Origin of the sequence: Pantoea jilinensis, assembly GCF_019104105.1 — a bacterium.
Classification (GTDB): domain Bacteria; phylum Pseudomonadota; class Gammaproteobacteria; order Enterobacterales; family Enterobacteriaceae; genus Pantoea; species Pantoea eucalypti.
In genome coordinates this window covers 186,930-201,547 of the sequence record NZ_CP077748.1, presented here as the reverse complement: position 1 = coordinate 201,547, position 14,618 = coordinate 186,930, and the positions used below count along the sequence as shown (strand labels likewise).

At 54.0% G+C, this 14,618-nt stretch carries 12 protein-coding genes; 6 read left to right on the top strand and 6 right to left on the bottom strand.

Features of this window, described 5'->3' with window-relative positions; translation table 11 throughout:
• Window positions 1-9 precede the first annotated feature (9 nt).
• The 6 genes from KTJ90_RS20425 to KTJ90_RS20400 form a co-directional block, all read right to left on the bottom strand.
• Complete coding sequence (locus tag KTJ90_RS20425) at window positions 10-522, bottom strand: GNAT family N-acetyltransferase (protein WP_003855096.1); 513 nt, start codon at window positions 520-522, stop codon at window positions 10-12.
• Between the two features lie 10 nt (window positions 523-532).
• Window positions 533-1,474: an ABC transporter substrate-binding protein gene (locus KTJ90_RS20420; protein WP_008924650.1), complete on the bottom strand. Its 942-nt coding sequence runs from the start codon at window positions 1,472-1,474 to the stop codon at window positions 533-535.
• A gap of 10 nt (window positions 1,475-1,484) precedes the next feature.
• Entirely contained in the window at window positions 1,485-2,798 is a 1,314-nt protein-coding gene (locus KTJ90_RS20415) for an LLM class flavin-dependent oxidoreductase (protein WP_499027053.1), read from the bottom strand.
• A gap of 80 nt (window positions 2,799-2,878) precedes the next feature.
• Complete coding sequence (locus KTJ90_RS20410; protein ID WP_499027051.1) at window positions 2,879-4,030, bottom strand: zinc-binding metallopeptidase family protein; 1,152 nt, start codon at window positions 4,028-4,030, stop codon at window positions 2,879-2,881.
• A 19-nt stretch (window positions 4,031-4,049) separates the two neighbouring features.
• Window positions 4,050-5,048 carry an MsnO8 family LLM class oxidoreductase gene (locus KTJ90_RS20405; protein ID WP_485522150.1) on the bottom strand — a complete coding sequence of 333 codons (999 nt, stop codon included), beginning with the start codon at window positions 5,046-5,048 and terminating at the stop codon, window positions 4,050-4,052.
• Between the two features lie 419 nt (window positions 5,049-5,467).
• The gene (locus KTJ90_RS20400) at window positions 5,468-6,202 is read right to left on the bottom strand and encodes a GntR family transcriptional regulator (protein ID WP_003855087.1); all 735 of its coding nucleotides are present in this window, start codon (window positions 6,200-6,202) and stop codon (window positions 5,468-5,470) included.
• Between the two features lie 444 nt (window positions 6,203-6,646).
• On the opposite strand from KTJ90_RS20400, the gene KTJ90_RS20395 reads away from it, so the two are divergent.
• The 6 genes from KTJ90_RS20395 (at window position 6,647) to KTJ90_RS20370 (ending at window position 14,576) form a co-directional block, all read left to right on the top strand.
• Window positions 6,647-7,096, top strand: coding sequence for a PTS sugar transporter subunit IIA (locus tag KTJ90_RS20395; RefSeq protein WP_499027077.1), 450 nt, complete (start codon window positions 6,647-6,649; stop codon window positions 7,094-7,096).
• 48 nt (window positions 7,097-7,144) lie between these two features.
• A complete protein-coding gene (locus KTJ90_RS20390) occupies window positions 7,145-7,417 on the top strand; it encodes a PTS sugar transporter subunit IIB (RefSeq protein WP_003855084.1) in 273 nt (90 codons plus the stop codon).
• Between the two features lie 39 nt (window positions 7,418-7,456).
• On the top strand, window positions 7,457-8,830 hold the full coding sequence (gene ulaA, locus KTJ90_RS20385; protein WP_008924645.1) for a PTS ascorbate transporter subunit IIC: 1,374 nt from the start codon (window positions 7,457-7,459) through the stop codon (window positions 8,828-8,830).
• 533 nt (window positions 8,831-9,363) lie between these two features.
• Window positions 9,364-10,926, top strand: coding sequence for a pyridoxal phosphate-dependent decarboxylase family protein (locus tag KTJ90_RS20380; RefSeq protein ID WP_008924644.1), 1,563 nt, complete (start codon window positions 9,364-9,366; stop codon window positions 10,924-10,926).
• A 1-nt stretch (window position 10,927) separates the two neighbouring features.
• A complete protein-coding gene (locus tag KTJ90_RS20375) occupies window positions 10,928-12,220 on the top strand; it encodes a lysine N(6)-hydroxylase/L-ornithine N(5)-oxygenase family protein (RefSeq protein WP_499027047.1) in 1,293 nt (430 codons plus the stop codon).
• 1 nt (window position 12,221) lies between these two features.
• The gene (locus KTJ90_RS20370) at window positions 12,222-14,576 is read left to right on the top strand and encodes a GNAT family N-acetyltransferase (RefSeq protein WP_438476191.1); all 2,355 of its coding nucleotides are present in this window, start codon (window positions 12,222-12,224) and stop codon (window positions 14,574-14,576) included.
• Window positions 14,577-14,618 lie beyond the last annotated feature (42 nt).

Genomic DNA, 14,618 nt, shown 5'->3' with positions numbered 1-14,618 from the left:
CGTCACTCCTTAACTCGCTTCGGCGACGTTATAAACGCCGATAACTTTACTAAAACGCAGTCGTCCGTCATGGGGCGGCTGGCCGTAACGCTCCAGATCGCCGCTGAGATCAAAATGAGGCTGATAGCCGTGGCCGGTATAGAGCCGTACCGCTTCCGGCTGGCGAAAGCCGGTGGTGAGAAACAGCCGCTGATAACCTGCCTGCAGCGCACGCCGCTCCAGCTCCTGTAACACCACCAGCGCCAGCCCCTGACGACGCAGATCGCTGCGTGTCCAGATACGTTTCAGCTCGGCGGTTTGTGGATCACAGGGTTTGTAAGCGCCCATCGCGATAATCTCGCCGTCACGCTCCAGCACAATAAACAGCCCCTGCGGCGGCAGATACCATTCGGTCAGTTCCTGCTCTTTATGCCGGGCAAAGTAGTCACCATAGCGCGCGGAATATTCATCAAATAGCCCGCCGAGAATCGGCTGGAGCGCTGGTGCATCGGGTGAAACATCGCGAAAAGTGGATTCACTCATGGTCAGCTCCTTAGTCGCCCAGCCCGGCGGGATTGATTTCTGAACGGTCGATCTTCTCAACACCTTCACCCCAGCGGTTCAGCACCTTCTGATAGTCGCCATTGCCGATCACGCCGTTCAGCGCAGTGCTGATCGGTTCCGCCAGGCCGCTGCCTTTCTTCACGGTAACGGCGATGTGTGCCGCTTTTGGCCAGCCACCATCGACACTGCCCACCAGGCGGGTTTTACCCGTCAGTGCCGCTTTCCAGGCTCCAATCACGTTGGGACCGAAGTATGCATCTGCGCGGCCCGCCTGCAGCGCCAGCGTTTGAGCCGCATCATCTTTGGCGTAGATCGGCGTAAAGGCTTTTAGTCCCTTTGCCTGATTCTCTTTATCCCATGCCAGCAGAATCGCCTCCTGATTGGTGCCGGATCCCACGATGATCCGCAGCCCGGCGATATCCTCTGCTTTAGTCAGTGATTTTATCGGGCTGCTGGTTTTGACATAAAAACCCAGGGAGTCTTTACGGTAGGTAGCAAAGTCAAACTTCTCTTTGCGATCTTTGGTCACGGTGATGTTGGAGATCGCCGCGTCATATTTGCCTGAGGCCACACCCAGCGGCCAGTCTTCCCACGACGCAGGCACGACGTTGAGTTTCAGTCCCAGGCTGTCAGCGACAAGCCGGGCAATGTCCACTTCACTGCCGAGCAGGGTTTTATTGTCGTCGGAAAACACGGTGAGCGGTGGCGAATTCAGTGCCGCAACCGCCACCGTAAAGGAACCTGGCACCACAAAGTGATGACCGGCAGGCAACTGAGCGATGGCATCCGGATTCTTCACGGTATTGACTGGCGCTTTATTCGCTTCAAGACTGACCCGCTGGCCGTTATAGGAAACGCGGGTATCTTCCGCCAGCGCATGGCTGCTGGCCGCCAGAATAAGCAGGGCAAGAAGAGGTGATGTTTTTTTCATGGCCTGTGCCCTATTGTGAGGTGAACTGATTAACGGGTTGTTTCAGGGCAAAGCTGTCGCGCAGGGTGCTGCCCGGATAGTCGCGACGCGTCAGCCCGCGAGCCTGCAGAATCGGCACCACGCGGTCGACAAAGCGTTCAAAGGTATCGGGCGTGCCGCCATTGATGATGAAGCCGTCAGCGGCATGGGTCTCAAACCACTGCTGAAGACCATCGGCGACCTCTTCCGGTGTACCGTGGAACAGCGGGCGCGGCGTGGCGGCTTCCAGCGCCGCCTGACGCAAGGTGTGACCGTGCTCGCTGGCTTTGCGTTTGATCTCGTCGGTGGTGCTGCGGAAGCTGTTCTGACCTATGTCGCCAATATCCGGGAACGGCTGATCCAGCGGGTATTGTGAAAAGTCGTGATGGTCGAAGAAACGCCCCAGGTAATTGAGCGCATCGGTAATTGATACCAGCGCCGCCGTGGTCTGATACTGGCGCTCCACGTCCTCTGCATCATCGCCAACAATCACGCTGACACCCTGGAAGATGTGCAGATCCTCTGGCTGACGGCCATTCGCCTCCAGTTGCTGCTTCACATCCTGATAAAACGCCTGCGCCTCTTCGCGGGTCGGCTGATGGGTAAAGATGGCGTCAGCGTGGCGCGCCGCCAGCTTTTTACCGTCCTCAGAGGCCCCGGCCTGGAAGATAATCGGACGGCCCTGCGGCGTGCGGGCGATGTTCAGCGGCCCCTTAACCTGGAAGAAGTCACCGTGATGATCGAGCGTATGTAACTTTGCCGGATCGAAGAACTGCCCACTCTCTTTGTCGCGCACAAAAGCATCCTGCTCCCACGAATCCCATAAACCTTTCACCACCTGCAGATACTCATCGGCAATGCGGTAACGCAACGCATGCTCAGGATGTTTCTGGCGGGAAAAGTTTTTTGCGGAACCTTCCAGCGGCGAGGTCACCACATTCCACCCCGCGCGACCGCCGCTGAGGTGATCGAGGCTGGCAAACTGACGCGCCACGGTGAACGGCTCGCTGTAGGAGGTGGAAACGGTGCCGACCAGTCCCAGATGTTCCGTAACGCCCGCCAGGGCAGACAGGAGTGTCAGCGGTTCAAAGCGATTGAGAAAGTGTGGTATCGATTTCTCATTAATAAATAATCCGTCGGCGACAAACAGGAAGTCGAGCTTGCCCTGCTCCGCTTTACGGGCGATTTTTTTGGCGTAATCCAGGCTGATGCTGGCATCAGCCTGTGCCGCAGGATGGCGCCAGGCGGACATGTTTCCCGATGCGCCATGCAGAATAGTGCCCAGACGAAGTTGTCTTGTGGTCATGATGCTCTCTCTTTTTTAGTCGTAGTGGTGCCCGACGACGGTGTTCAGAACCGTCGTGCGTTAGCGGTCTGCAGATGAATTCAGTTCAGAATGGATTCCCGACATCGCGCACTAAGATGTTGCAGCGCCAGGCGGGCCAGTCGGGCAAAGTAGTCGGCGGCGGGGGCAATCAGCGCCTCATCAGGGGTAAAACTGGCGTGATGCAGACCAAAATCACTGGCGCTGCCAATGCTGACAAACGCACCGGGCACCTGTTGCAGATAAAAGGCAAAATCTTCGCCCAGCAGATGCAGGTCGGCTGTCTGCACCCGATAACCCGCCTGCTGCGCCACTTCACTGCTGAAGTTCGCCCAGTGCGCGTCATTGATCAGCACCGGCGGGCCAGGATGCCAGCTCAGGGTTGCCTGCGCGCCATTGGCTTCGGCAACGTGTTCAACCAGCACCCGCACCCGCCGCTCCAGTTCCGCGCGCACCCGTAAATCATGGGTTCGGGCCGTGCCGCCAAACTCAACGCCGCCGGGTAACACGTTCCAGCTTTTACCGCCGTCGATACGCGTAATACTCAGCACCAGACTGTCCAGGGCACTGAAGCTGCGGCTGGTGAGTCCCTGTAATGCCTGAATAATCTGGCTGGCGGTGACAATGCTGTCGACGCCCTGTTCCGGATACGCAGCGTGTGCGCCTTTGCCAGTCACGCAAATAATAAATTTATCCGTATTGGCGTAGAACGCCCCGCTGCGGGTAGCGAATGTGCCAATGGGCAGCGAGGGTTCATTGTGCATGCCGAAAATGGCCTGTACCTCATCAAGTACACCCACCTCAATAAACTGTCTGGCTCCTCGCGCGATCTCCTCTGCGGGCTGAAACAGAATACGTACCCGGCCAGGCAATTGATCGGACAGCGTGTTGAGCTGTAACGCTGCGCCCAGCATCACCGCGCTGTGCAGGTCGTGACCGCAGGCGTGCATGACGCCAGGATGACGGGAATGAAACCGCACGCCGCTCGCCTCATGGATCGGCAGCGCATCGATATCCGCGCGCAGCGCAATCACCGTCTCTCCACTGCCAATCTCCGCCACCACGCCCGTCTCGAGGGGATAATCCAGAATCCTGATGCCCGCTGCGGCTAACCATCCCCGCAGTCGCGTCGTGGTCGCAAACTCCTGACCCGACAGCTCTGGCCAGGTATGCAGTTCGCGTCGCCATTCGATCAGTTGTGACTCATGGTTCATGATGACTCTCCACTGAGATTCAGGCTGCGACCAGATGATGCGTAGCCAGCAGTTCAAGTGACTTCAGGCGGGCAACCGGCTCGGTAATCGGCGTGTCGATCACGAACTCATCAATATCAAAATTATGATGCAGTGCATCCAGTTGAGCATGAACCTGCGCTGATGTGCCTTTTAGCAATGACGGTGTGCGCGGCTCTATTTTGTAATCCTTGTAACCGCCCTGACGCACATAGCGTTCGGCCTGCTCAAGACTGGCGACATTGACGCCTGGGCCCTCTTTCACTGCGACGTGATAATGGCGCAGACCGGAAACCAGCAGGTCTGCACCGGCGGGTGAATCGGCCACCACCACCTGTACAGCCACCAGTGCGCGCTGACCGTGACTCAGGCGGGAGAAAGTACTTAACGCGCGCTCCAGTAACTGACGATCGCCATTGAGATGGGCCGCAAACACAAACTGCCAGCCCAGACTGGCCGCGAGCCGGGCGCTCTCTTCACTGGCACCCAACAGAAAACGATTGGCCGGACGTGACGGCAGTGGCGTGGCGGCTAAGCCTTCGTCATCAACATGAGGTTGAGCGGCCGTGAGCCAGCTATCCAGCAGCTGAAGCTGATTAGCAAAGCTCCCTTTTTTAGCGGCATCGACACCCTGTTGCAGTGCATGGGTTGAGAGCGGTAATCCACCTGGCGCTTTGCCTACACCGAGGTCGATACGTCCGGGAGCCAGAGAGGCGAGCAGATTAAAGTTTTCTGCCACTTTATAGGGGCTGTAATGCTGCAACATCACTCCGCCCGATCCGACGCGAATATGACGGGTCTGGGCAACGATCCACGCAATTAACACTTCCGGTGAAGGACTGGCGAGCTGCGCGGTGTTGTGATGTTCTGCCAGCCAGAAACGGTGATATCCCCACTCCTCTGCCAGCTGGGCCAGCTGCAGGGTGCGCTGCAGCGCTGCGGTGGGCGTCTCGCCCTGCAGCACGGGTGCTTTATCTAACAGACTCAATCGATATGCCATTGACCTGGTCCTTGTTAATTCCGGTTGCTGACCAGTGTGCTGCGCAGGTGATTATTGGTAAAACATCATATTGTTTTATGCTTTATTGAATTCGTCATAATGGGGAGGGATGAAAGGATAAATGAGGATAACGGCGCTGAAACAGGGTTTGATAGTAAGATCTCACGGATAAAACCGCCTGTTACCTGAAAAAAAGGCGATTGAAACCAGCGAGCCGGCAAAGTTATGCAGAAAATCGTCTTAAGTATGGAAAGCTGTTATGCGTTCTGCCGCGGCGCTGCCTTGATAACAGACATCGGGAATACAACACACTGAAGTCCATTCTGTACTGGAGGAAGAAAGCGCAGAACGTCGGGCAATTAAATAAGCATACTGAGCTTTCAATTGAGGAAAGATAAGTGACTAAAACATTATTTTAGTTAAGGTCGCTGCGAATTTTGTTTCAGAGGAAAATACCGGGTATTGATAATCGCCACATTGACTTCACAGGGAATGCCGTCGTCGAGATAAACCGTTTCATTAAGCTGAATGACCGCATCGCCTTCCGCTAAATTAAGTAACGTAAGTGATTGTGTATCCGCAAGATTGACGGCTGTTAAATGCTGGTCTCTGAGCTGGACTTTTTTACCTGTCACCTCTTCAATATAGGCATATTTGGAGATTTCCAGCTTGCTGAATTCCATGCTGTTGAACAGGTTTACTGGCAGGTGGATATGTTCCAGTGCCACCGGAATATCGTCAAAACACATCAGACGTAAAATTTTATAAATCTGATCGCTGCTCTTGATACGCAGTGCCTGGGCCATGTCCGCTGAAGGAACCCTGACGATACTGACAGAGATGATTTTTCTGACACCTTTATGGCCATTTCTCTGAGCCTGATAATCAAAAGGTGAAAGCACATGATATCGGTGAGCCTGGCTACTTATCTCCGCGGAACCCACAAAAATACCCGATCCTTTTACCCGATATATTCTCTGCTGTTCTACCAGAATACGTGTCGCCTCACGCACCGTTGCGCGTGTAATGCCGATATTTTTGGCAATTGATATTTCGGTATCCAGCTTTTCTCCGGGTTGAAGGCCATCATCCTTAATTTTATTGAGGATGTAATTAACCACCTCTTTTTGCTTTTCAGTAATGCCATCAGCCATTGGCTTTCTTCCCATTTGCGTGAAGGACGGTCTCCCTCTAATCCGTGTCAGTACAGTTCTGCCTGACATTGCCGGATGAGTACCACTACGGCTCGCTGAATATGTGATCAACTTATCAAATTGGCACTGATGTTAAGCCTGTTCAGCCAAATTTTAACTTTACATGTTGTGTCCGTACACGTCGAAGGACATTATCGAGATGACTAGACATCTTTAACATGTACAGATGTACCGGTTAAAGTGAAATTTAATTTTATGTGCACGCTAAGAAACGCGTTATTTCTTAAAGGCTTGATAAAACGTTCTTTTACGAATCGGACTGCCTTTATTTTCCCGCACAGTGAGTGGACGCAGGTTGCCTGCAGGTTCAGTCAAAAAGGGATGAAAGGCGTTTTAATAAAAAATGACTGTACATATTCAGGCATTTTCAGCAGGAGCAAGGCGATGTCACACCTGGCTAAGTGGTTAAACAACGAGAAAATCCAGTACGTCGAAAGCGTTGCTGACTGGCAGGAAGCACTCGTCATTGCGGGGCGTCCTCTGCTCAGTGAGGGCGCAATCTCGCAGGATTACATTGATGCGATCATTCAGCAAAAAGAGGAGATCGGGCCCTTTTTCGTCATCGCTCCGCAGATTGCAATGCCTCACGCCCGTCCGGAACAGGGCGCGCACAAACTGGGGCTCTCGATTGTGCTGCTGGGCACAGCGGTGAAATTTTACTCTGAAGAGAACGATCCGGTAAAGGCCATTTTTATGTTTGCCGCGCCGGACAGCAATAGCCATATCGAAATGATTTCCGAGCTTGCAGAAGTTCTGTCTGATGAAGCGATCATGACACAACTCTTCAGGGCAACCAGTAAAGAAGCGCTGATAACAATTTTATCGGGCGTCTGAACTGCCCGCTAAAACACGACATTTTATCAACAGTGAATGAGGTGAGATATGAAAATTATGGCGGTTTGTGGTTCAGGTCTGGGCAGCAGCTTCATGATGGAAATGAACATTAAGAAGGTGCTTAAAACTATTGGTGTTGAAGCGGAAGTTGAACATTCTGATCTCGGCTCTGTTACGCCCGATGTGGCGGATGTTTTTGTGATGGCAAAAGATATTGCCTACAGCGCCAACCTTCCTGAACAGAAGGTTATCATCATTAACAACATTATTGACCTGAAAGAAGTGGAACAAAAAATACGCGAGTATTTTGAGAAAAACTGACGCTAATAATTAGATAAACACCTTACCCTCGAGGTTAATATGTTTACTCAAAATCTTTTGCAGTTCGTCGTCGACGTGCTGAAAGTGCCCTCAATATTAGTCGGACTGGTGGCATGTTTCGGACTGATTGCGCAGAAGAAGCCGTTTCCTGACGTTATTAAGGGCACGGTTAAAACCATTCTGGGCTTCCTGGTGCTGGCAGGCGGAGCGACCGTCCTGGTCGGTTCCCTGACACCACTTGGCGACATTTTTAAACATGCATTTGATGTTCAGGGCATCATTCCTAATAACGAAGCAATGGTCTCTATCGCACTGGCAAAATATGGTGCGCCAACCACGATGATCATGGCCTTCGGCATGGTCGCCAACATCGTTGTTGCCCGATTTACCCGACTTAAATATATCTACCTTTCCGGCCATGTGACCTTCTATATGGCCTGTATGATCGCGATTATTTTATCAGTTGCCGGTTTTGAAGGTGTGCAGCTTATTTACACCGGCTCACTGCTTCTGGGTATTCTGATGGCCACCTTCCCGGCAATTGCACAGCCTTATATGCGTAAGATCATCGGGGGCGACCATGTCGCGCTGGCGCATACCGGGACCATTGGCTATGTCTTATCTGGCTGGATCGGCTCTTTAGTGGGTAAAGGTTCTAAATCCACCGAAGAGATGAACATGCCAAAAAACCTCAGTTTTTTGCGCGACAGCACGATCTCCATCTCGCTAACGATGATGATTATTTACTTAATCCTGTCGGTGTCAGCAGGTAAAGAGTATGTAGAGGCCAACTTCAGTCATGGTCAGAATTACCTGGTTTACTCGTTTATTCAGGCCATAACTTTTGCGGCGGGCGTCTTTATTATTCTGCAGGGTGTGCGCTTAATCCTGGCTGAGATCGTTCCGGCCTTTACCGGCTTTTCAGAAAAACTGGTACCGGATGCAAGACCCGCGCTGGATTGCCCGATTGTTTTCCCTTATGCCCCGAATGCGGTGCTGGTCGGCTTTATCTCCAGCTTTGTTGGTGGCCTGGTTGGGCTGTTTGTCCTCGGTCAGCTGCATTGGGTATTAATTCTGCCGGGTGTTGTGCCCCACTTCTTCTGTGGCGCTACGGCGGGCGTATTTGGTAATGCCACCGGTGGCAAACGCGGGGCGATTTGCGGTGCCTTTGCACATGGCCTGCTGATTACCTTCCTGCCTGTCGCGTTGCTACCGGTACTGGGACAGATCGGGCTGACCAACACGACCTTCTCGGATACCGACTTCGGCGTGACCGGCATTCTGCTTGGCAATATGGCTCACTTTATGGACAAGGGAACCATCACCATGATCATCACCGGTATTTTTGGCTTGTTAGTGATTTATAACTTCATGGCCAAAAAGAAGGCACCTGCTGAAACGAATGCAGGGTAAAAAGAAAGTGTACTAACCCAGAAAGGGCGATTAGCCCTTTCTGGGCGTGTGTTTCATCGGCTCTTCATTCCCCTCCTGGTCCTTATCAGAATCCCCCTCACCTGTGCCGACAATAGCCGTAATTTACGCTCGTTATGCTCATCCCTGACCTGAAACGCCTCATCGTGACACAGATTCACTGACATCTTCTGGCACTAATCACGCTAAAAAAGGACTATTCCGAACACAAAATGTGATCTATGTCACATTTACAACATTAGTCCGGCTAATAGATAAAATTTAACAATAAAACAATTGAATGATAATGATTAACATTTACACTCTCATCCGCATATAACAAAGCGTTAAACGCTGCAAAATCCACAAATAATATGCGGTATTTATTTTTTTAAGGTTAAAACCCTGGCGTCTTTGGTTGTCAGGATTTTTATCTGGTTAGTCAGATTTATGTTTACTGGAGTTGTTGAGCGCACATCCAACGCTGCTGGCTTAATGCCGGCAGGGTCACTGGTATTAACGCACAGGAACTGAACATGCTTTTACGCTCATCCACACAGGCGGCTCTGGATCTCGCGCCAGCCTCCAACGCCAGCGGTGCCGAAACGGCCATTTTTAACGATCAGCAACTGGCGGCCTGGTCGCAGCAGACTCAGGAAGTGCTAACGCTGATGACGCGCACCGTTACCGGCGTAGAGAAGCCCTTCAGCGGCATTCTGCCCCACGAACTGGCGGCGGAGTTCAGCGAGGTCAATCTCGATCACCCACTCGGCAACAACGAGGATGCACTGGCGGAGCTGAGCCAGCTCTATCTTCGTGACGCCGTCTGGTTTCACCATCCTAAATACCTGGCGCACCTGAACTGCCCGGTGGTGCTGCCCTCGCTGATGGCAGAGCAGATTATGGCGGCAGTCAACAGCTCGGTCGATACCTGGGATCAGAGCGCAGGCGGCACCCTGATTGAGCAGAAGGTGATCGACTGGACGCTTGGCCGTATCGGTCTGCCAGCCGGATCGGATGGGATCTTCACCAGCGGCGGTACCCAATCCAACCTGATGGCAATGCTGCTGGCGCGTGACAGCTGGTGTGCCGCACATCATCCGGGACATTTGATTAAGCATCGTGGCCTGCCTGAAACTGCCTCGAAATGGCGGGTGTTTACCTCGAAACTCAGCCACTTCAGCATCCAGAAATCGATGGCGATTCTCGGTCTGGGCTATGACGCGGTTATCGCCGTCGATCACGATGACCATTACCGCATGGACGCGGGATGTCTGGCACAGGAGATCGCGCGTTGCCGCAGTGAAGGGCTAATCCCGATTGCAGTGGTCGCCACCAGCGGCACCACAGACTTTGGCAGCATCGATCCACTGCCGGAAATCGCCCGTCTCTGTGACGATTACGGTTTATGGATGCACGTTGACGCCGCGTATGGCTGTGGCCTGCTGGTCTCTGAAAATCATCGTTCCCGCCTGAATGGCATTGAGCGCGCGGACTCCGTGACCGTTGATTATCACAAATCGTTCTTCCAGACCGTCAGCTGTGGTGCCTTCTTTGTGCGGGACAGCCAGAATCTGAAGCATGTCACGCACCATGCGGACTACCTCAATCCGCTCAGCGCCCAGCAGGAAGGCACGCCGAACCTGGTCAACAAAAGCATTCAGACCACCCGCCGTTTTGATGCGCTGAAAATGTGGCTGACACTGCGCGTCATGGGCCCGGCGGCGCTGGGTGATGCCTTCGATACCCTGATCGATCTGACACAGGCTGCGCATCAGCTATTAACGGCGCATCCGGCCATTGAAGTGCTGCACGCGCCTGAGCTGACTACCCAGATTTTCCGCTACATTCCCGGCAAACATGCCAGCGACGCGCAGATCGATGAGATCAACGCCGCCATCCGTAAAGCGCTGTTCCGCTCCGGTAATGCGGTGATCGCCGGAACCAAAGTGGATGGACGTCAGTATCTGAAATTCACCCTGTTAAATCCCACTACCACCATTGCCGACCTCGAAGATGTGTTGAGCCTGATTGCGCATTACGGCCGCGAACAGGTTCGTGCTTCTGCGCTGAGCGCGGCGAATCAGGGAGCGATCTGAAATGAATAATCCTGTTTACGATTTTATTGGCATCGGCATTGGCCCTTTCAACCTGAGCCTGGCCTGTCTGAGTGAGCCGGTTGAGGGATTAAACGGTATTTTCCTGGATGAGAATCCCGGCTTTGACTGGCACACCGGCATGATGCTGGAAAACGCCCATCTGCAGACGCCGTTTATAGCCGACCTGGTGACACTTGCCGATCCCACCAGCCCGTACAGCCTGCTTAACTACATGAAGGAAAAAGGAAAACTATACTCTTTTTATATCCGTGAAGACTTCTTCCTGATGCGCAAAGAGTATAACCAGTACTGTCAGTGGGCCAGCTCGCGTCTGTCTAATCTGCGCTGGAACAGCCATGTGGAGTATGTCAGCTACGATGAAGCGGCCGGCATTTATCACCTTCAGGTGACCGACACCCGAAGCGGAGCGAAACAGCGCTATCAGGCGCGTCATCTGGTGCTCGGCACCGGGCCAAAAGCCTGGATGCCGGCGTGCAGCCAGCCGCACCGCCAGCGCCTGACCCACTCCAGCCATTATCTGGCCAAAAAAGCGGAGTTGCAGCAGAAGCGTTCGATTACCGTGCTGGGGAGCGGCCAGAGTGCAGCGGAAATCTACTACGATCTGCTGACCGATATCGACCGCTTTGGCTATCAGCTCAACTGGATCACCCGCGCGCCGCGCTTCTATCCGCTGGAGTACACCAAGCTGACGCTGGAGATGACCTCGCCGGAGTGGGTGGACTATTTCCACGCCCTGCCCGCCAGCACACGCGACGAGCTGAATGCCCGTCACAAGAATCTCTACAAGGGAATCAACAGCAGCTTAATCAATGACATTTACGACCTGATGTATGTGAAACAGCTTGACGGCGATCTCAATGTCAATCTCTTCACACACTCGGCGCTCACTGCGATGCGCTGGCTGCCGCAGGGGGAATTCGAACTGACTCTGCATCAGGAAGAGCAGGATTGCACCTTCACCCGTCGCACCGAAGGACTGGTGATGGCGACCGGTTATCACTACCAGCCACCGATGTTTTTAGAGGGTATCCACGCCCGCCTGCGCTGGGATGACAAAGGCCGCTATGACGTTCAGCGCAACTACAGCATCGATCATCACAATCAGATCTTCGTGCAGAACGCCGAACTGCATACCCACGGTTTTGTCACGCCGGATCTCGGCATGGCCTGCTACCGCAACTCAGTCCTGCTGCGTGAACTGACCGGACGCGAGGTGTATCCCATCGAGCGTCAGATCGCCTTCCAGACTTTCCCGGCTAAATCGGAGCATTGAGATGAGTTCACCAATACTGTTCAGGGCCGATCGTCCCGCAGGCCAGTTTACCCTGAGACCGATGCTTGAGAGCGATGCGTCACTCATCCACAGCTGGGTCACCCGTGATTACGCGCGCTTCTGGGGCATGCAGCAGCAGAGTCTGGAACAGGTCGCGGCGTTTTATCAGATGCTGACCGCATCCGATCCCCATGCCGCGCTGATTGGCTGCTGCAATGACAAGCCCATCTGCCTGATTGAGTGTTATCGCGCCCGCGACGACGAGGTCGGCACGTTTTATCCGGCCGCGCCTGATGATTACGGCATGCACATTCTGATTGCCCCGGCCAGCCAGCCAATCAAAGCCTTTAGCTGGCAGGTCTTCACGCTGGTGATGGACTACATGTTCAGCCGCCCCGAGGTAAACCGTGTCGTGGTAGAGCCGGACGTACGCAATGAAAAAATCCACGTGCTGAATAAACGCGCCGGATTCCGCTATCAGCACACCATCGACATGGGCCATAAAACCGCCTGGCTGGCCTTTTGCCAGCGGGACGATTATCAACACGCGTTACTGCAGGAGTCGCAGACCATGAATACCTCCGCTTCACTGACCGACGGCACACATCTGACGGGCGACAACTGGACACAGGCCAACCGCATGCTGATCCGCAAAGCGATTGCCGAGTTCACGCATGAAAAAATCATCACGCCGCAGGCATCGCAGGATGGCAGCTATCAACTGGCGGTGCCGGGCGGTGAAGCAACGTACCATTTCCAGGCGGCGCGGCTGGCGCTGGATCACTGGGAAATCGACGCGAAGTCACTACGCAAGCAGGAGAACGGTCGCGATCTGCCGCTGGATGCGCTGAAGTTTATTGTGGAATTCAATGGCGAGATTGGCATTCCGCAGGCGCTGCTGGCGACCTATATGGAGGAGATCAGCAGCACCCTGTGCAGCAGCGTGTATAAACTTCAGAAGAATAATCCCGACAGCCAGGCGCTGGTCTCAGCCGATTTCCAGACCGTGGAAGCGGCAATGACCGAAGGCCATCCCTGCTTCGTCGCCAACAACGGACGTATCGGTTTCGATGCGCAGGATTATCTGGCCTATGCGCCGGAAGCCGCCGCGCCCGTACACCTTATCTGGGTCGCTGTTCACCGCCGCAATGCCCATTTCTCCAGCCTTAGCGGGCTGAGCTATGAACAGCTGATGCGTGATGAGCTGGGCGACACCACCGTGGAACACTTCAATACGCAGCTGGTGAATAAAGGGCTGGCGGTTGAGGACTATATCCTGATGCCTGTGCATCCGTGGCAGTGGCAGAACAAACTGCTGACCGTGTTTGCGGCGGACATCGCTAATCACGATATTGTTTATCTTGGCAGCGGCGACGATGCTTATCAGGCGCAGCAGTCCATCCGCACCTTCTTTAATCGCAGCCAGCCTTCTAAGCGTTATGTGAAAACCGCACTGTCGGTGCTGAACATGGGCTTTATGCGCGGTCTGTCACCCTACTATATGGCGACAACCCCTGCCATTAACGGCTGGCTGGAACAGCTGGTGGCGGGGGATGCGTGGCTGCAACGCTGTGATTTCCGTATCCTGCGCGAAGTCGCTTCCGTCGGCTATCACAACCGCTACTACGAGCAGGCGATCAAAGGCGATTCCGCCTACAAAAAGATGTTTGCAGCGCTGTGGCGGGATAATCCCGCGGCCAGCCTGCAACCTGGCCAGCGTCTGATGACCATGGCCTCATTCCTGCACGTTGATCACCATCAGCAGGCTCTGCTGCCTGCACTGATTGCGGACTCCGGTTTGCCGGCGAAGCAGTGGATTGATCGCTATCTCACCTGCTACCTCAGCCCGCTGCTGCACTGTTTCTATCAGCATGACCTGGTGTTTATGCCGCATGGTGAAAACCTGATCATGCTGCTGGAAAACAACGTGCCGGTTAGTGCTTACATGAAGGATATCGGCGAAGAGATCGCCGTGATGAACCCGGAAGCCGTGCTGCCGGAGGGCGTGCAGCGTCTGGCGGTGGATGTGCCGGAGAACCTCAAATTACTGTCGATCTTTACCGATGTATTTGACTGCATCTTCCGCTTTATCAGCGCGATTCTGCATCAGTCAGGAACGCTGCCGGAAGAGGATTTCTGGCAGGCGGTGGCGCAATGCGTGAAGGATTATCAGCAGGCGCATCCCGAGCATGCCACTAAGTTCGCCCGTTATGACATGTTTGCGCCGGAGTTTACCCGCTCCTGTCTGAACCGCCTGCAGCTGGCGAATAATCAGCAGATGATCAACCTTGCCGATCCCGCCGAGAATCTGAAGTTCGCGGGTACGCTGGTCAACCCGATTGCCCGCTGGCGCTAAGCGTTACACTGTCACTCTGATTTGATGCGGTCACTTCGGTGG

Coding starts and splice junctions, on each gene's coding strand:
- KTJ90_RS20425 (WP_003855096.1), bottom strand. CDS start 522: ATGAGTGAATCCACTTTTCGCGATGTTTCACCCGATGCACCAGCGCTC.
- KTJ90_RS20420 (WP_008924650.1), bottom strand. CDS start 1,474: ATGAAAAAAACATCACCTCTTCTTGCCCTGCTTATTCTGGCGGCCAGC.
- KTJ90_RS20415 (WP_499027053.1), bottom strand. CDS start 2,798: ATGACCACAAGACAACTTCGTCTGGGCACTATTCTGCATGGCGCATCG.
- KTJ90_RS20410 (WP_499027051.1), bottom strand. CDS start 4,030: ATGAACCATGAGTCACAACTGATCGAATGGCGACGCGAACTGCATACC.
- KTJ90_RS20405 (WP_485522150.1), bottom strand. CDS start 5,048: ATGGCATATCGATTGAGTCTGTTAGATAAAGCACCCGTGCTGCAGGGC.
- KTJ90_RS20400 (WP_003855087.1), bottom strand. CDS start 6,202: ATGGCTGATGGCATTACTGAAAAGCAAAAAGAGGTGGTTAATTACATC.
- KTJ90_RS20395 (WP_499027077.1), top strand. CDS start 6,647: ATGTCACACCTGGCTAAGTGGTTAAACAACGAGAAAATCCAGTACGTC.
- KTJ90_RS20390 (WP_003855084.1), top strand. CDS start 7,145: ATGAAAATTATGGCGGTTTGTGGTTCAGGTCTGGGCAGCAGCTTCATG.
- ulaA (WP_008924645.1), top strand. CDS start 7,457: ATGTTTACTCAAAATCTTTTGCAGTTCGTCGTCGACGTGCTGAAAGTG.
- KTJ90_RS20380 (WP_008924644.1), top strand. CDS start 9,364: ATGCTTTTACGCTCATCCACACAGGCGGCTCTGGATCTCGCGCCAGCC.
- KTJ90_RS20375 (WP_499027047.1), top strand. CDS start 10,928: ATGAATAATCCTGTTTACGATTTTATTGGCATCGGCATTGGCCCTTTC.
- KTJ90_RS20370 (WP_438476191.1), top strand. CDS start 12,222: ATGAGTTCACCAATACTGTTCAGGGCCGATCGTCCCGCAGGCCAGTTT.